The 16,862-nt window shown below is 69.6% G+C and carries 14 protein-coding genes; 2 read left to right on the top strand and 12 right to left on the bottom strand.

Features of this window, described 5'->3' with window-relative positions:
- On the top strand, positions 1 to 2,133 hold a 2,133-nt coding region (locus KUTG_RS62135), incomplete at its 5' end, for an ATP-binding protein (protein WP_043724189.1).
- 234 nt (positions 2,134 to 2,367) lie between these two features.
- Here the strand turns inward: KUTG_RS62135 and KUTG_RS39190 are convergent.
- On the bottom strand, positions 2,368 to 2,997 hold the full coding sequence (locus KUTG_RS39190) for an HNH endonuclease signature motif containing protein (protein WP_369794671.1): 630 nt from the start codon (positions 2,995 to 2,997) through the stop codon (positions 2,368 to 2,370).
- A 50-nt stretch (positions 2,998 to 3,047) separates the two neighbouring features.
- Positions 3,048 to 4,277 carry a group II intron reverse transcriptase/maturase gene (gene ltrA, locus KUTG_RS39185; RefSeq protein WP_198047456.1) on the bottom strand — a complete coding sequence of 410 codons (1,230 nt, stop codon included), beginning with the start codon at positions 4,275 to 4,277 and terminating at the stop codon, positions 3,048 to 3,050.
- A 1,115-nt stretch (positions 4,278 to 5,392) separates the two neighbouring features.
- On the opposite strand from ltrA, the gene KUTG_RS39180 reads away from it, so the two are divergent.
- Positions 5,393 to 6,103, top strand: a complete 711-nt coding sequence (locus KUTG_RS39180; protein ID WP_043724188.1) for a class I SAM-dependent methyltransferase — start codon at positions 5,393 to 5,395, stop codon at positions 6,101 to 6,103.
- Between the two features lie 67 nt (positions 6,104 to 6,170).
- On the opposite strand, the gene KUTG_RS39175 is transcribed toward KUTG_RS39180, so the two are convergent.
- The 10 genes from KUTG_RS39175 to argC all read right to left on the bottom strand — a co-directional run.
- Positions 6,171 to 7,349, bottom strand: a complete 1,179-nt coding sequence (locus tag KUTG_RS39175) for an acyltransferase family protein (protein ID WP_043724185.1) — start codon at positions 7,347 to 7,349, stop codon at positions 6,171 to 6,173.
- Between the two features lie 39 nt (positions 7,350 to 7,388).
- Positions 7,389 to 8,543, bottom strand: a complete 1,155-nt coding sequence (locus KUTG_RS39170; RefSeq protein ID WP_043732160.1) for an LLM class flavin-dependent oxidoreductase — start codon at positions 8,541 to 8,543, stop codon at positions 7,389 to 7,391.
- Positions 8,543 to 9,871, bottom strand: a complete 1,329-nt coding sequence (locus KUTG_RS39165; protein ID WP_043724183.1) for an NtaA/DmoA family FMN-dependent monooxygenase — start codon at positions 9,869 to 9,871, stop codon at positions 8,543 to 8,545. Before KUTG_RS39165 ends, KUTG_RS39170 begins: the two co-directional genes overlap by 1 nt.
- A gap of 63 nt (positions 9,872 to 9,934) precedes the next feature.
- Positions 9,935 to 10,819, bottom strand: coding sequence for a fumarylacetoacetate (FAA) hydrolase (locus KUTG_RS39160; protein ID WP_043724181.1), 885 nt, complete (start codon positions 10,817 to 10,819; stop codon positions 9,935 to 9,937).
- A gap of 14 nt (positions 10,820 to 10,833) precedes the next feature.
- Complete coding sequence (locus tag KUTG_RS39155) at positions 10,834 to 12,081, bottom strand: pyridoxal phosphate-dependent aminotransferase (RefSeq protein ID WP_043724178.1); 1,248 nt, start codon at positions 12,079 to 12,081, stop codon at positions 10,834 to 10,836.
- Positions 12,081 to 13,643 (bottom strand): AMP-binding protein, encoded by a 1,563-nt coding sequence (locus tag KUTG_RS39150; protein WP_043724177.1) that lies wholly within the window; start codon positions 13,641 to 13,643, stop codon positions 12,081 to 12,083. Before KUTG_RS39150 ends, KUTG_RS39155 begins: the two co-directional genes overlap by 1 nt.
- Positions 13,640 to 14,749: a Glu/Leu/Phe/Val dehydrogenase dimerization domain-containing protein gene (locus KUTG_RS39145; protein ID WP_043724174.1), complete on the bottom strand. Its 1,110-nt coding sequence runs from the start codon at positions 14,747 to 14,749 to the stop codon at positions 13,640 to 13,642. The genes KUTG_RS39150 and KUTG_RS39145 overlap by 4 nt, the downstream gene beginning before the upstream one ends.
- A gap of 26 nt (positions 14,750 to 14,775) precedes the next feature.
- Entirely contained in the window at positions 14,776 to 15,339 is a 564-nt protein-coding gene (locus tag KUTG_RS39140) for a type 1 glutamine amidotransferase (protein WP_043724173.1), read from the bottom strand.
- Positions 15,340 to 15,350: 11 nt separating this feature from the next.
- Positions 15,351 to 16,130: an amino acid kinase family protein gene (locus KUTG_RS39135; protein WP_043724171.1), complete on the bottom strand. Its 780-nt coding sequence runs from the start codon at positions 16,128 to 16,130 to the stop codon at positions 15,351 to 15,353.
- Positions 16,127 to 16,862 (bottom strand): N-acetyl-gamma-glutamyl-phosphate reductase (gene argC, locus KUTG_RS39130; RefSeq protein WP_063753625.1); only part of this gene is annotated, 736 nt, incomplete at its 5' end. The genes argC and KUTG_RS39135, both read right to left, overlap by 4 nt.

Below are 16,862 nucleotides of genomic sequence, written 5' to 3'. Positions count from 1 at the left end.
CTGTCGCGGTACCAGGCCGTGCGGCTGCGGCTGGCCGAGGACCTCGGCACCGACCCGGGCCCCGAACTGCGGGAGCTGCACCAGCGCATCCTCACCGCCGACCCTCGGCTGGCCGCCGTGGCCGCTCGGCGTGCCGCCGCCGTGCCCCGGCAGCTGCCGGCGCCGCCGGCCTGGTTCGCCGGCCGGTCGTCGGAGCTGGCGGCGCTGTCCGAGGTGTTGGCCGTTCGCGACAACTCCATGCCCGTCGCCACCATCTGGGGCAACGGCGGCATCGGCAAGACCGCCCTGGCGTTGCGGTGGGCCCATCAGCACGTGGACGAGTTCCCCGACGGGCAGTTGCACGTCAACCTGCGCGGCTTCGACCCGTTGAGCGAACCCGTGCCGACTTCCGTTGCCGTGCGGGCTTTTCTGGACGCCTTGGGCGTCGCCGCCGCCTCCGTGCCGACCGACCTGGACGGGCAGGCCGCCCTGTACCGGAGCCTGTTGGCCGATCGGCGGATGCTGGTGGTGTTGGACAACGCCGCCGATTCCGCCCAGGTCGCTCCCCTGTTGCCGGGCAGCCCCGGCTGCGCCGTGATCGTCACCAGCCGGGACCGCCTGGCCGGGCTCGTCGCCAACCAGGGCGCCCGGCCGCTCGCCGTCGGCCTGCTCGACGACTCCGCCGCCTCGGTGTTGTTGGGCAGCCGGGTCGGGGCCGCCCGCTTGGCCGCCGATCCCGGGGCCGTGGCCGAGTTGTTGGCCCTGTGCGCCGGTTTCCCGCTGGCCTTGAGCCTGGTCGCCGGCCGGGCGCAGACCCGCCCCGGCTTTCCCTTGTCCGCCTTGGCTTCCGAGCTCCGGGACGCCGGCAGTCGGCTCGGGGTGCTCGACGAGGACGATCCCGGCGCCGGCATCACCGCCGTGCTTTCCTGCTCCCATCGGGCGTTGACCGCCGAGCAGGCCCAGGTCTTCGCCCTGCTCGGCCTGCACCCCGGGCCCGACATCAGCCTCGGCGCCGCCGCCGCGCTCTCCGGCCTTCCCGTCGCCCTCGTCAGCCGTGTCCTGCGTGCTCTGGAGCGGCTTTCCCTCTTGCACCAGGATGTCCCCGGTCGTTGGCGTATGCACGATCTCGTGCGCCTGTTCGCCGTGGAGCAGGTCTCCGACTCTTCGGATGCCCTCCGCCGCTTCATGGCGTTCTACGTCCACTCGTCACGCCTGGCCGACGAGTCTTACGGCGTCATCGCCCAGGGCGTCCAGTTCGTCGCCCTGCCCGCCGACTGCCAGCCCGATTCGCCGTCCGACGCCTCGGTCTGGTTCGACACCGAACTCGCCTGTCTGCTGGCCGTCCAGCGCTTGGCCGTCGAGCTCGGCCAGCACGACGTCGTGTGGCAGTTGGCGTGGAACAGCGTCACCTACTGCTATCGGCGGGGCCTGCACTTCGACAACCTGGCCTTCTGGGAGGCCGCGCTCGCCGGCGTGTCCCATGTGGACACCCTCACCGCTTCTCTCATCCACCGTCTCGTCGGCCGCGCCTATTCCCGTGTCCAGCGCTTCTCCGAGTCCCTCGACCAGCTCCAGTTCTCGCTCTCCCTCGTCGACCGGGAGCATGACGCCGTCAACCTGTGCCGCACCGAGCAGGCCATCGCCTTGGTGTACAAGCGTCTCCAGGAGTGGCAGCCCGCTCTCGACCACCAGTTGGAGGCCCTCTCCGCCGCCCGCCGCACCGGCGAGCCCATCTGGATCGGCGAGTCCCTCTCTCTCGTCGGCACCTTCGCCGCCCGCCTCGGCCGCCACGCCTGGGCCCGCCAGTGCTGTGAGGAGGCCCTCGCCCTTTTCCAGCAGCACCAGGACATCGAGAACGAGGCCGACGTCACCGACGTCCTCGGCGTCATCGCCGCCAACACCGGCGACCACCTCACCGCCCTGCGCCACCACCAGCGCGCCCTCGACCTCTACCGCCAGATCGGCAATTCCAGCGTCATCGGCCACACCCTCGCCGACCTCGCCCGTGCCCACCTCGCCCTCGGCCACCCCGACCAGGCCCGCTCCGCCTTCGAGCAGTCCCTCGCCGTCTTCGAGCGCCAGTCCCGCGACACCGAGGCCGCCGACATCCGCCAGTCCCTGGCCGCCCTCCTGGTCCCCAGCCAACGCTGCTAGCCCGGGCCTCCCACCCGCGCTCCCAGCGCTAGGCACCTGCCCCTTGCCCCTCGCGCTCTCCTCGTCGCGGCGATCACCCCTTAAACCGCTGCTGCCCCGCGCGGCCGGACCCCCCAGACCTCACCGCCGGCGACCGGGCGCGGCCGATACACCATGCGCCGCAATCCCACCCCCGGCGGCGCAGGCCCGTCCGGCCCCACGAACGCCACCCCTACCGTTCGTCCTCCGTACGCTCTAGCCCGCGTCCTCTAGCCCGTCGGAGAACACCGGCCTGTGGTCCACCATCTTTACCGTCCAGCGGCTGTGGTGGATCAACCGGTGGTGGGATCCGCACAGCAACACCATGTTGTCCAGGCTGGTGGGTCCTCCGTTCGCCCACTCGACCACGTGGTGGGCGTGACACCGCGCCGGCTCCGTCGCGCAACCGGGGAACGCACAGCTGCCGTCCCGCTCGATCAGAGCCTTGCGGATCCCCTTCGGGGCCGTCCGCTGCTGCCGACCCACGTCCAGGATCTCTTTGCCGGCCCCGAGCACCAGGCGCATCACCGTGCTGTCACACGCGATCCGACGGGCCTCCGCCGCGCTCATCACGCCGCCACCCTCGACATTCGCCACACCCGTGTTGTCCATAAAGTCCTTGAACGACATCGACAACGTCAGATGCTGCCGCTCGCCGCCCTGCTCGGGCAGGCCTTCGCTGCGGGAGGCCAGCTCGATGACCTCCGCGAACGCGTCGCCCTGCCGCTCGGCGGTCGTGCGGGGGTCTGTGCCGGAGGTGGGCTTGGCCAGCGCACTGAGCATCGCCGCGATCTTCGCCCCGTACTCCTGGTCAAGCATGCCCCAGAACACCATGCTGCCGTCCAGCTTGCGTTCGAAGCGGAACTCCCGCTTCGGCGCCCGTTCACCGCCGGCATTCAGCCACCTCGCCAGGCTCGAAAAGGCCTGGGAGCAACCACGATTCCCACGAGACTAACCAACCCGAGCTGGTCCGGTGAGTCGAACACCACCGACAAACCGAACCCACGAGACCTGCCGTGCCGCTTGGCCACCACCCCAGCCACACGCCGCACCGCGAAGTCCCGGATCACATCGAACCGCGCAGTCGAGTTCCCATAGCGGAAGTAACCACACCACCCGATCAGGAACTGGTTCACGTCCTCCACGATCGCTTTGGTCGGCAGCAACAGCCGTGACCGGGCCGTCAGCTCCCTGATCCGATCACGCGCATGCCGCATCGCCCCGTCCTTGGGCCAGCGAGCAAGGAACAACACCCCACGCATCCCGCGACGCCCGCGACTGCGCACCCACCGATGATGAAAGCCCAAGAAGTCGAAGCCGCCACCACCTTCAACCAGATGCACTACCCCGGTCTTGGCCGCGTTGAGCACCAAACCCAACTCCGCCAGCAACGCGGTCAACCGCGCTAGCGCGGCCTCCGCCTGTTGACGTGACCGACACAAGACCACAGCGTCATCGGCGAACCGCACCAAAACCCCATGCTCACGCACATCCCACACCCGATCGACCTGGTGCAGGAACACGTTGCACAGCAAAGGGCTCAGCGGCCCACCCTGCGGAACACCCGTGACCGGCCTGCGCACCTGCCCGTCCCGCATCACTGCGGCACGCACCATCGCGCGCAGCAGCTTCAGGACGGACTGGTCACAGACCCGTTCCTCGATCGCTCGCATCAACTTGTCTTGCGGTATCGACGAAAAGCAGTCGGCGATATCCATCTCGACCACCCACAACCGGCCCCGCCGGGACTCATCGAGGAGCACCTGCAAGGCGTCATGCGGGCTGCGTTTGGGCCGGAAACCGAACGAGCACGGCAGCATGTCCGCCTCGAACACCGGCTCCAGCACGATCTTCACCGCAGCCTGCACGACCCGGTCCCGAACCGAGGGAATCGACAACTCCCGCAGCCGGACACCGTCCGACTTCGGGATCGACACCGCCCGCGCGGGCAGCGGCCGATAGCGCCCTTCCCCCAGTTCCGCGGCCAACTCGTCCAGCAGCCGGGTCACCCCGTACTCCCGGACGTCAGCCAGCGTGGTCTTGTCGATGCCCGGCGCCCCGTTGTTACGGAACACCGTGACCCACGCGCGCCACAGGACGTCTCTGCGGAAGACCTTGTCCCACAACGCGTGAAACCGTCGCCCGGGGTCAGCCTTGGCCGCCCGGTACAGCGCGTGTTGCAGGGCACGAACCGGATCCACAGGAACAGATCCCATCGCGGCGGGACTAGCCTTGACGGCACTCACCGGGTTCCTCCACAACATCCACGCGCATCGACGAAGCAGCGGTCCTTCCCTCACCGCAGGTTCTGTTGTCCTGTCGGCTCAATCAGTACTATGACCGCCTCCGACGCCCACCCGGCACACCACTCACTTCCCAGGTTCGCTGGTTATAGAGCGTGTCGTTCCGGCAACGTTTGTCCGCAGGTTGCCGGGCCGGGGAGGGCCTCACCAGTTCCCGTCGTCACTATCCGAACGTTCCGAGCCCTTTACGCCGGGGAGTTCTTCGCGGCTGCATCTTCAGGATCTTCACCGCTTCCATGGCCTTCGCCCTGGTATGGGGGGCTCGGCTCTCCCTTGCCCTGTCTTACGACAGGGAATGTAACGACGCCGCAGGCTTCACGTGATGTTACGGACCGCTCGGTTGCTTCCCCTTGAAGGGCTTTCGACGCTGGGCTTCGACCTGGCCCGTTTCCCGGCCAAGCCGCCAGCCTGCTACCGGGCCTCCTGACAGCTACCCGGACCGGACTTGCACCGGCAAGCGACGACGAGCTTACGACCAGCCATCCGCACCGGTCTTCTGGTCGCACCATACCCCCATTCTACTCCCGTTATGTGATCGACTTCCGTTACACACCAACCTGTACACGATCGTGGCAACCTTCAGTTCCCTTCACTGGAAAGCGCTTTCCAACCCTCCCAAACAACGCTTCCTCCACGGAGATCAGCCCCCCACCCTTCGACCCGTCCCAAGCCTTCGGTAAACACGCGCCCCCACCCAACCCGATGCCGCGCAACGCAATCCACCTACCCACCCACCTCGCACCCCCTCACTCCAGAACCGCATGCCGAACAGAGAGTGATTGCGCTTTGTAGACAGCGTCAGGCAACCGCGCGGTGCGGACACCCACCGCACCACCGCGCCTCAAAACCCAACCACTACCAAGAACCAACAACCACAAAAACACCCCAACCCGCAAAAATCACCAGCACCCACCCACCATTTGATCCAGAATCACCACATGGCTGACGAAGGCTTCACCCACCCCCGCCTGGCAGCGTTCTACGACATCCAGGAGGGCCAGCGCGACGACCTGGACCCCTACGTCGCCGTCGCCGCCGACCTCCAAGCCGCCACCGTCGTCGACATCGGCTGCGGCACCGGCGTCCTGGCCCTCATGCTGACCGCCCAGGGCATCCATGTCATCGCTGTCGACCCAGCCCTGGCCTCCCTCGACATCGCGAAAGCCAAACCGGGCGCCGACACCGTCCGCTGGATTCACGGCGACGCCAGGGACCTGCCTCCCCTGCAAGCCGACCTGGCCGTCATGACGGGCAATGTCGCCCAAGCGATCACCGACCCCGCCGACTGGGCAGCCACCCTGGCCCACACTCACGCGGCGCTGCGCCCGGGCGGCACGCTCATGTTCGAAACCCGCATCCCGGCACGGAAAGCGTGGCTGGACTGGAACCGCGAACAAACGCATCAGGTCCTTGACGGCACAGAGACCTGGGTGGATCTCCTCGACGTCGACGGACCGCTGGTCACCTTCCGTTGGACCACGGTCTTCCCCGACGGCGAGCGACTCACCTCGACCTCCACCCTCCGCTTCCGTGAACGCGAACAACTGGAGGCCGACCTCACCGCCCAAGGCTTCACCGTCACCGACGTCCGCGACGCCCCCGACCGCCCCGGCCGCGAATTCGTCTTCCTGGCAACGAAATCAGCCTAAACAGACCACATCGCGGCGACGTCCAAACCGGCCATGTCCATCATGTCCGTCATGTCCGTCATTTCCGTCATTTCCGGACGTAGGCGGCGATCGAGGGCTTGATGAACGAGTTGATCGGGGTCTCGAAGAAGCGGTACGAGAGCATCGCGACCCCGACACAGGTGCCGTAGAAGCCCAGGATGAGCGCCAGCCCGGCGACGAGGCCGTTGTCCCAGGGCCGCAGGAAGTGCTCGCACACGAGGATGAACAGCCACTGGTACATGTAGATGCCGAAGGTGTACTTGCCGTAGGTGGAGATCCGCCGCAATGGCCCGCGAGCGGTGGGGGCGCCGGTGGACCAGCGGAACGTCTCCTTGGCGGCAAGCGCACCGATGAGCAGCACGATCGGCACGATGGTCAAAGCCGAGAGGGTGAGCAGCACGGGCGCCCACAGCTCCTCGACGACCAGGGCCAGCACCAAAAGACCGGTCGGCAGCAGCACGCCGCGCATCCAACGGCCGCGCAGCACGAGCAGGCAGATCACCACGCCACACAAGGCTTCCAGCAGGCGGGCTAGCGGGAAGACGTAGACGAGCCAGTACTTCCACTCGGACACGGAGACGAGGTGCCCACGCTCGGTGAAGGCGGCGTTGGCGAAGGTGGCGCCGTCGGGCAGAGCCATCACGACGATCGGCAGCAACACCACGACGGCGACCATGGCAACGAGCGAAGCCAACAGGAAACGGTCGCCGCGGCGGGTGAGGAAGCTGTGCACGGCGGGGAAGATCAGGTACAGCACGACCTCGGTGGACAAGGTCCACGCCGGCGCGTTGGCGGCCCAGTAGACGGTGTGGTCGGGGATCCATCCGGACAGCAGGGTGAGGGTGGTGAACAGCCCGGCAGGCGCGAAGAGGCTGCCGAACAGGCAGACGACGAGCGCCCACGTCAGGAAGTGTACGGGCAGGATGCGCAGCAGCCGCTTGGGCTGGAAGTCCCGGCCCGGTGGGCGGTTGGCGGACACCCAGGCCAGGATGAAGCCGCTGAGCACGATGAAGAACGACACGGCGTTGAAGCCGGCCGGATTGAAGATCCGGTAGTACACGGCCTGTGCGGCCGGGTCGTGGAAGACGCGCTCGAACGACAGATGCGAGGCGAGGATGCAGAAGGACGGCAGCAGCCGGGCGGCGGCGATGTAGCTGAGCTGCCGCCCGGGGCGGACCGCGCCGCCGCGGGCGTCGGTCTTCTGGGCGCTGGCAAGGGAAACCATGAGATGAACCACCGATATGTGAGCTGGACCAGGTCGACGTCAGATCGGGAGACGTCTGTCGGGGCGAGGGAGGCGGAGGTGGCCCCGGAGAGTGGTGGCGTCGTAGGAGGTGCGGAAGGCGCCCCGGCGCTGGAGTTCGGGAACCACGGCGCGGGTGATGGCGTGCAGGTCGTGCGGGAGAGCGCCGGGCCGCAGGCGGAAGCCGTCGAGGCCCTCAGCGTGCCAGGACACCAACAGGTCGGCCAGGGCGGCGGGGGTGCCGGCGAAAACCGCAGCGTCAGACGTGAACTCGGTGCCGGACAGGGCATCCAGGCGGGCCTTGCGGCCGGGGGTGTCGTCGAGGAAGACGACAAGATCGGCGAACCGCAGCAGCGGACGACCGAAGCGGGCCACGGCGTCGTCGACCTGGGCAAGAATGCGCGAGATCCCCGCACCATCGTGTGGGGTCAGGAAAACGACGTCGGAGCAGGCGGCGGCGAACTCGAACGGGGTGGAGGCGTGGGCGAGGCTGGCCACCACCGGCTGCCCCTGCGGCGGCCGGGGCGTGATGGCCGGGCCCTTCACGCTGAAGTGCTCGCCCACGAAGTCGATGTGGCGGACCCGGTCGGCGTCGATGAACCGGCCGGTGGCGACGTCCCGGATCTCGGCGTCGTCGGCCCAGCTGTCCCACAGCCGCCGCACCACCTCGACGACGTCGACGGCCTCGGCGAACAGGGGCCGCATCCGACGGGCGATCGACTCCGGGTCGAGGACGTCGGTGTCGGTGAGCTGGGGCGTGGTGCGGCGGCCGAAGTGGGAGGCGTCAGCGGCCCGGGACGCGATCTGCGGACGCCACCCGGCGCGGCCGTTGCTGGCGTGGTCGAGGGTCGCGATGCCGGTGGCGACATGGAACGGCTCGGTGTGGGTCACATCGGTGGTCGGCACGAGCCCGATGTGCGTGGTGAGCGGGGCGACGAAGGCGGCCACCAGTGCAGCGTCCAAGCGGCCCCGGACCTGGTCGGTGCGGTCGTCGGGCCGGTGGAACCGGGCGGTCTGGAGGCCGAGCCCGTCCTCGATGGTGACGAAGTCCAGGTGGCCTCGCTCGGCCTCCAGCACCAGGTCCAGCCAGTAGCCGGCGGAGAACAGGTCCCCGGCGCGCGAACGCCAGGCGGCCGGATGCCAGCCGGCGCCGTCCAGTGCAACGGCAAGGTGCATCACAGAGCCTCCAGCCCGAGGTGGTCACGCAGCGTCGTTCCCGAGTAGTCCCCGCGGAAGACGCCCTTCTCCTGCAACAGCGGCACTACCCGGTCGACCAGGTCGTCCAGCCCGCCGGGCGTCAGGTGGGGCACGAAGACGAAGCCGTCGGCGCCGTCGGTCTGCACGAAGTGGTCGATGGCGTCGGCCACGGTGCGGGGGCTGCCGACGAAGGTGTGCCCGCCGTGCACCTCGATCACCAGCTCGCGGATGCTCAGCCCACGCTCGGCGGCCAGCGCCCGCCACTTGGCCGCGGTCTCGGCTCGCCCCTTGCGGAACGTCGAATGTCCCTTCAGCACCAGGGATTCGGGCTCCGGGTCGATCTCGGGCAGCGGCCCGTCGGGGTCGTAGGAGGAAAGATCCCGGCCCCAGATCGCCTCCAGGTGGGCGATCGCGGTCTGCGGGCTGACCTGGCCGCGGGAGATCTCGGCCGAGTAGGCGGCGGCCTCGGCGTCGGTGTCGGCGATGACCACGGTGGCGGTGGGGATGATCTTCAGCGACGCCTCGGCACGCCCGTGACGGGCCAGGCGGGCCTTGACATCCCGGTAGAACGGGCGGGCGTCGGCCGGTCGGTCGTACTTGCTGAAGATCACGTCGGCCTCGGCGGCGGCGAACTCCCGCCCCACCTCCGACTCCCCGGACTGGATGATCACCGGCCGGCCCTGGGGCCCGCGCGGCGTGGTGAACCGGCCCGAGATGTTGAAGTGACGTCCACTGTGGACGAACTGCCCCACCCCGGCCCGCACGAACTCAGAACCCTCGGCCAGAACGTCGCCGTCCGACCAGCTGTCCCACAACAAACGCGCCACCTGGAGGAACTCCGCCGCCCGGTCGTAGCGATCGGCCTCGGCCAGGAAGCCGCCGCGCCGGAAGTTCTCTCCGGTGAACGCGTCGTAGGAGGTGACGACGTTCCACGCGGCACGCCCACCGCTGAGGTGGTCCAAAGTGGACAGCCGCCGGGCCACCTCGTACGGCTCGTTGAAGGTGGCGTTGACGGTGGCGGCCAGCCCGAGCCGGCTGGTGACGGCGGCGAGCGCGGCCAGCACGGTCAGGTTGTCCGGCCGCCCCACCACGTCCAGCTCGTACACCCGGCCCTTGTGCTCGCGCAGGCGCAAACCCTCGGCCAGGAAGAAGAAGTCGAACTTGCCGCGCTCGGCGGTCCGGGCCAGCCGCACGAACGAGTCGATGGCGATCTGGCTCTCCGACCGGGGATCCGACCACACGGTCACGTTGTGGATGCCGGGCAGCTGCGCGGCCAGATGCACCTGCTTCTTGCCGGGAGCGGACACGACTTCTCCTTCCACCAAAGGGAACCACAGCGCCGAACCACAGCGCCGACCTACAGCGCCGATCTACAGGGCCGGCGGCGCGAGGAACCGCACGTCGTTGGAGATCGTCACGCCGTGGCTGGCGAAGTCGATGTCGATGCGGTCCCCGTCGGCAATGCGGAAGCCGTCGTGGAAGCTGGCCTCGTCGGCTCCGAGCAGCACGTAGTTGATCAGCCCCGGCCGGCGCACGGCCGGGAACGAGAACAGGTGCGCGGCCATGTCCTGGATCCGGTAGTACAGCGCGTCCTCGCCGCAGTCGAAGTCGCCCTGCCACGCCGTCTCACCGCCGCGGGTGATGGTCACGCGGCCGCTGGCCGTGGTCGGCGGGGTGTCGAGGAACAGCCAGGGCGCCACCGCGGTGTCGCACAGCTTGCAGTACGGGTTGTAGCCCGGGTCCTTGCGGTGCAGGCCGATGTCGCACAGGTCGTTGCCGAAGGTGTAACCGGCGTAGTGCGGCCGGCCCTCCTCGTCGTTGACGTAGACGAGGACGATCTCGGGCTCCTCGATCAGCGCGATCGGCTCGGCCGGCACGGTCAGCGGCTCGCCGGGCAGTTTGGCCCAGTCGCCGAAGCCCTTGAAGAACCACTTCGGCGGGGTGAACTCGTCGCCCTCGGCGAAGGTCTTGCCGCCCCACTTCTTCTTGTGCGTGCCCATGAATCCGCTCAGCAGCGCCTTGCCGGACGCCTCCGGCAGCAGCGGCGGCAGCAGGCGCAGCTCGGGGTCGTCGAGCGCGACAGCAACCGACTCGGCCCCGGAAGTCAGCAAAGCCTGCAACGCCGAGGCCGAGCCCTTGGCGGCGATGACGGCCGCGGCGAGCTGGCCGTCCTCCACGCGGTACAGCACCGGTTCGTCGCGGTCGAAGCCGACGTACCGGTTTCCCTTGTACAGAGCCTCGAAGAGAATGGTCATGGTATGGCCTCCGGTCAACGGGTTTGGGTGAGGTCGGACAGGATTTCGCCGAGCCACTCGACGGCGTCGCGCACCCACGGCAGCCGCAACGGGTCCGCCGCTTCGAGGGCGGCCAGGCGCTGCGCGTCGGTGTCGCCGTAGAGACGGCTGGTGGCGGCCCGGATCCGCAGTGGGTCAACGGATTCGCCGAACGCCGACGCCGGCAGCAGTCCGACGCCACGCCGGCTCAACAGCTGGGCCAGGTCGCCGCCGCCGTGAACCCCATGCGCCCCAAGAAGGTGCTCACGCAGCGGCGAGAAGTCCGGGTACAGGTAGCAGGTCGCCCGCACCGGAGCCAAGGTCGCGCCGGCCTTGACGAACAGCTCGGCAACGGCCCGCGCGACCGTCTCGTGCAGGTGGCGGCCGGCCGCCACCCGTTCGACGATCTCCGGCGGCTCGGCCAGGGCGTACGCGGCCGCCGCCTGCACGGGCGCAGGCGGGCTGGACCAGACCTGGCTGGCCACGGACACAAGTCGTTGCAGCAGCGCACGATCGGGAACGCGCGCCACCCCGGTCCGCCAGCCGCCGACGGCTAGGTTCTTCGTCAGCCCCGTGGTGACGACAGTGCGCTCGGGGGCCAGCAAAGCCGGTGACACCGCCGGACCGTCGTACACGAGGTCGCAGTAGATCTCGTCCGAGACGACGACCAGATCCAGTTCCCGGGCGACCGAGGCCAGTTCCCCCATGGTGCCGGGAGAAGCGATGGTTCCGGTCGGATTGTCCGGCACGGTCACGATCACGCACCGCGGATCCCGGCCGGCCGCCCGCGCGGCGATCACGGCCTCTCGCAGCCGTGACGGGTCGGGCACGCCGCCCTCGCCGGGCCGGATCGGCACCGGAATGGGCTCCGCCCCGGCCAGCCGGGCCTGCGCCTGGTAGCTGACCCAGCTCGGCACCGGCACCACCACGTCGCCGCCGATCGCCAGCAGCAACGCGAACAGCAGCGGCTTGCTGCCCGGCCCGGCCACCACGAGCTCCGGGTCGACATCCAGACCACGCCGGCCCCAATACCCCGCCGCCGCCTCGCGCAGCACAGAACTCCCAGCCACGGAGCCATAAGCGCTGTGGTCGGCGGCCGCGGCGAGCTGGGCGGCCAGCGCCGGCAGCACGGGCAGGCCGATCTCGCCGCTGGCCATGGACAGCACTCGCTCGCCGCCGGCGCGTCGGCGGGCCAGTTCGGCGTCGGCGGCCAGCGTCGCCGACATGGGGACCGGCGCGGGCATCAGGCGTACCGTTCGCGCAACTCGGCCTTGCGGACCTTGCCGGTGAGGGTCTTGGGCAGCGCCGCCACGATCTCCACCCGGTCCGGGAAGAATCGGGGGTCCTGCGTCGACAGGTGCGCGTGGATCTCGGCCAGCGAAGGCCCCTGCTCCCCGCGCGCCGCCACAACCGCGCAGATGATGGTCTCGCCGCCGCTGGTGGGCAGCCCGACCAGGGCCGCCTCGACGGCCTTGGGGTGGCTGCCGATCACCGCTTCCAGCTCGGTCATCGGGGCGATCAGGCCGTCGCGCACGATGGCGTCGCGGGCCCGCCCGATGATGCGGATGCCGCCGTGGCCGTCGTCACGGGCGAGGTCGCCGGTGTCGAACCAGCCATCGGCGTCGAACTGCGCGGCGAAGATCTCGTCCCGCTCGTAGTAGCCCAGGGCCAGCGACGCGCCCCGCACCTTGAGCCGCCCGACCAGCGCGGACTGGCCGTCGATGCCGGCCGGGTCGATACGGATCTGCATGGCGTCGATGGCCATGCCGTTGCTGCTCGCGGCCTGGTCCTCGGGGTCCTCGGGCCGGGTCATGGTGGCCGGCCCGCACTCGGACATGCCCCACAGCGAATACGTCCGCGCGCCAACGGTTTCGCTCAGGTCGTCGACCAGCTCCCGCAGCACCGGCGCGGAGCCGATCACCACGTGCCGCAGGCTGGGGGTGGCGCGCTTGTCGGCCCGTTGCGCCGCGACGACATCGGCCAGCGTGGCCGGCGGCCCGTAGAGCAGCGTGGCGCCGTAGCGCTCCACCAGGTCCAGCAGCACCTCGTTGCGGCGCACGTCCTGGAACGTGACGGTGCCGCCGAGCATCACGCCGGCCAGCACGCCCTGGGCGAAGCCGGAGTAGTGGATGAGCGGCGTGGACACCGCGGCCACCCACGTCTCGTCCAGCCCGAAGGCGTCGACGTAGCCACGCACCGCCGAGTGCACGGTGTTCGGGCTGTGCAGCACGCCCTTGGCCTCGCCCGTGGTCCCGGAGGTGAACAGCACCAGGAACGGCTCGTCCGCCCCGACCGCCAGATCCTGCACAATGGACTCAGTGACCCGCGCGACGAACCGCTCGTGGAACGCCGGCTCGTCCACCACGAACACGTGCTCCAGAGTGGACTGTTCAATACCGAGCCCGGCCGATCCCGGTGCGGTGATGAACACCGGCGCCGCGGTGAGCTCAAGACGGTGTCGCAGCTCGCCTTCCGGGCAGATCGGCGAGATCGGGCAGATGACCGCGCCGACCGCCATGCAGGCGAACATCAGCGGCACCATCTCCCACCGGTTGGGCAGCTGCACGGCGACGACGTCACCGCGCTTGACGCCCAGATCCAGCAGCGCGCCGGCGAAACGGTCGGTCAGCTCGGCCAGCTCCGCGTAGTCCAGCGTGTCCGTGCGCGACTCGACGACGCGGCGGCCGGCGATGGCCAGCTTGTGCGGACGCTGCAAGGCCTGGCGGCGCAGGTCGTCGAGGAACGTCTTGTCACGCCACCAGCCGAGACGGCGGTACTCGGCGGCGAGCTCCGGGGAGGCGGTCACCTGAGCTCCTGCCGGCGCGTGGCGAGCAGCTCGGGCAGCGGGTCGCCGGCCCGGGCGGCGGCGATCTCCAGCAGGGCCCGCGTGTTCTGCGCGACCTTGTTGCTGATCCAGTCGAACACCCACGCCTTGCGGGCCTCGTGCTCCAGCTCGAACGGCACGACCCGGGTGACGGCCAGGGCCGCCGAACCGGCGCCGCCGATGTTGGCGATCACCCCGGGCACCAGCACGGCGCCGGACGCGGCCACCTTCTCCTTGGCCGTGGGGCTGGAGGCGATGTTCGCGCCCTCGACGACCAGGTCGGCCCGCAGCCGGTGGACGTTCTCCGAGTTGAGGGCGTTCTTCTGTGCCGCAAGCACGAGGATGTCGGCGTCCACGTCCAGCCACGCGTCCGTCTCGTTGGACACGGTCACGTTGGCCGGCAGGCGATTGCGGTCGATGGCGCCGAACTCGTCGGTGATGGCGGTGAGATCGGCGACCGGCAGACGGTCAGCGCTGATCGTGCCCTGCACATCGGCGACGCCGACGACGATGTGGCCACGCTCCTCCATGAACCGCGCGACGGCCCGGCCGACAGCGCCGAAGCCCTGGATCACCACGCGAGCGGAACCCTTGCGGCCCCGGGCTTCCAGCGCGGTCACCGCGGCGACGCCGACGCCGTGGCCGGTGAGGTCGATCAGCGGGTTGTAGTACGTGTCCCAGGGCACCGGCATGTCCGGCACACCGGCCCGGTGCCGCGGCTCGTAACCAGCCTCGTCGAAGAAGACGGCCCGGTCGGCCGGCGTCACGCCCATGTCGATGCCGAGGTGGATTCCGCCGTGCAGCAACGGCTTCACCGTGCGGCCGAAGGTGCGGAAGGTGGTCTCCCGGTCCGCGCCGTCGGCCACGATGCCGGCCTTCGCGCCGCCGATGCGCAGCCCGGCCAGCGTGAACTTCTCGGTCATGTCGCGGGCCAGGCCCGCCACTTCCTGTTCGGTGACCCCGGCGGTCATCCGGGTCCCGCCCATCGCCAGGCCGTCGACGAGGGAGTCGACGACGACCCAGCCCTTGATCGCGCCACCGCTGCCGTTGAGATGAACGGTGAAGGCGGGCGCCTGCGGATCACTCATAGCCACTCAGTCCTTCTGTGTGTTGGTCACTGGAACAGCTGCGCGAAGCCGCGCAGGATCTCCAGGCCGTCGGGCCGGAACTCCAGGTGCGCCTGCGAGCCGAAGATGCGGCCGTCCTCGGAGCGCAGGAACTCCACCGGCGCGTGCTCGGAGTGGCCGATGCTGCGGAAGCCGGCCGGCGCCTGCCGGAGGTACAGGGTGTGCCGGTGGAACACCGTCACCGTCGGCTTCACGTAGGTGAACAGCGCCTCCTGCTTGTCCACCTGCGCCTCGTGGCCGCCGACGCGCTGCGGCCCCTCGGCCAGCTCGCCGCCGTTGGCCACGGCCAGGATCTGCATGCCGCCGCAGATGCCGAACACCGGCACGTCCGCGCTCATCACGAGATCGATGAGCGGCCGGTAGTAGTCCGTGTCGTAGGCCCGGACTTTGGTGCCGCTCAACACGATTGCCTGATATCGCCCGTCCAGTGTGGACGGAATCGAGGCTGTGTCCACGGCTTCGGTGTCCGAGCCCAGTGTCTCGAACCGGGCCCGCAACTGCTTCAGGGACAGCGTCTTGTTGTTGACGACCAGCACACGGGATCGCGCCATGTGCACACTCCTCACAGTCGAGTGATGACGGTTCCGGTGCGGGCGGCGAGCAGGTCGGTGACCGGCGCACTGCCGATGATCACGCGGCCGACGCCCTGCTCCAGGGCCTCCCCCGCGGCCCGCAGCTTCTTGCGCATGCCGCCCGTCGCCCCCTTGTCACGGAAGGCGGCGGCATCCCGCGCCGAGATGCTGCGGACGGGCTCGTCGTCGACGAGCAGGTGCTCGACATCGGTCACCAGCACCAGGTTCGGCGCGCCGAGGCCGCCGGCGACGGCCGCGGCGGCCCGATCGCCGTCGGTGTTGACCTCACGGCCGGCGGCGTCGCGAGCCAGCGGCGTGACGATGTAGGCGTGGCCCGGCTGGAGGTTCTTCAGCGCGGACGGGTCGACGCCGGTGATCGGGCCGACCAGGTTGTCCAGCTCGACGAGCTGCTTGTCGCGCCACCACCAGCGTTCGCCCTCGCCGGCCTGCACCAGGCCGTCGCTGCCCAACAGGCGTTCGGCGGTGATGCCGCGCCGCTCCAGCCGGTCGATGACGTCCTCGCCGATCTCGGCGCTGACGGTCTTGATGTCCTCGATGACCTCGGGCGTGGTCCAGCGGCTCTGGTTGCCGTAGCGGTCGCGCAGCACCACCGTGTCGGGATTGAGGCGCTTCAACGGCTTCGACCATCCGTGCACCAGCACCAGCGGGTGCGCCTGGCCGTGCCCGGCCAGGTCGTCCCACCAGCCGCCGGCCAGGTCGTCGAGGCAGCTGCCGCCCAGCTTCACCACCGTGACCGGGTAGTCGCTCATGCCGGCATCACCGGTTGCATCGTCAGTCCCGTCTCCTCCGGCAGGCCGAACCGGATGTTGGTGGCCTGCACGGCCTGTCCGGCGGCCCCCTTGACCAGGTTGTCGAGCGCGGCCAGCACCACGATGCGGCCGCCGTCCTCGTCGTGCATGACCGTGACGTCGCAGAAGTTGGAGCCCAGCACCACGTGCGGGTCGGGCACGGGGATGATGGTCTCGGTGTGCCGGCGCACCCGGACGAACTGCTTTCCCTTGTAGAACCGCAGGTACGCCCGCTGGAGCTCGCGCTGGTCGACGGCCTCGTCGGTGAACACGTAGGAACTGGTCAGCAGTCCCCGCACGTGCGAGACGCCGTAGGCCGACATGCTCAGCGAACCGATGGTGCCGGGCCGGGCCAGCTCCAGGAAGTCCTTGACCTCACTGGCATGCCGGTGCCCGGTCGGCGCGTACGGCGTGATGGCGCCATTGCGGTACGGGTGCAGGTCGCCGGTGCGCGCCGTCGCGCCACCGCCGCTGGAGCCGCTCTTTCCGTCCACCACAACGGTCTTCAGGTTCAGACCGAGGCCGAGGGTGAGCGGGGCCAGGCCCAGCGTGATGGCCGTGGCGTAGCAGCCGGGCAGCGAGATCAGGGACGCCTCCGCCAGCTGCTCGCCGATCAGCTCCGGCACCCCGTACACGAAGCGCTCGGCCAGGTCGTTGCGGCGCTTGACCTTCGGGTACCAGCGATCGTGCAGC

Source organism: Kutzneria sp. 744 (assembly GCF_000568255.1).
Lineage (GTDB): Bacteria > Actinomycetota > Actinomycetes > Mycobacteriales > Pseudonocardiaceae > Kutzneria.
This window is presented reverse-complemented; position numbering and strand designations above follow the sequence as displayed.

Bases quoted from the DNA above. Each gene is read 5' to 3' on its own strand.
- KUTG_RS39135 (WP_043724171.1), bottom strand. From the start codon at position 16,130: ATGAGCGACTACCCGGTCACGGTGGTGAAGCTGGGCGGCAGCTGCCTC.
- KUTG_RS39180 (WP_043724188.1), top strand. From the start codon at position 5,393: ATGGCTGACGAAGGCTTCACCCACCCCCGCCTGGCAGCGTTCTACGAC.
- KUTG_RS39170 (WP_043732160.1), bottom strand. From the start codon at position 8,543: ATGCACCTTGCCGTTGCACTGGACGGCGCCGGCTGGCATCCGGCCGCC.
- KUTG_RS39175 (WP_043724185.1), bottom strand. From the start codon at position 7,349: ATGGTTTCCCTTGCCAGCGCCCAGAAGACCGACGCCCGCGGCGGCGCG.
- KUTG_RS39140 (WP_043724173.1), bottom strand. From the start codon at position 15,339: ATGGCGCGATCCCGTGTGCTGGTCGTCAACAACAAGACGCTGTCCCTG.
- KUTG_RS39145 (WP_043724174.1), bottom strand. From the start codon at position 14,749: ATGAGTGATCCGCAGGCGCCCGCCTTCACCGTTCATCTCAACGGCAGC.
- KUTG_RS39160 (WP_043724181.1), bottom strand. From the start codon at position 10,819: ATGACCATTCTCTTCGAGGCTCTGTACAAGGGAAACCGGTACGTCGGC.
- KUTG_RS39155 (WP_043724178.1), bottom strand. From the start codon at position 12,081: ATGCCCGCGCCGGTCCCCATGTCGGCGACGCTGGCCGCCGACGCCGAA.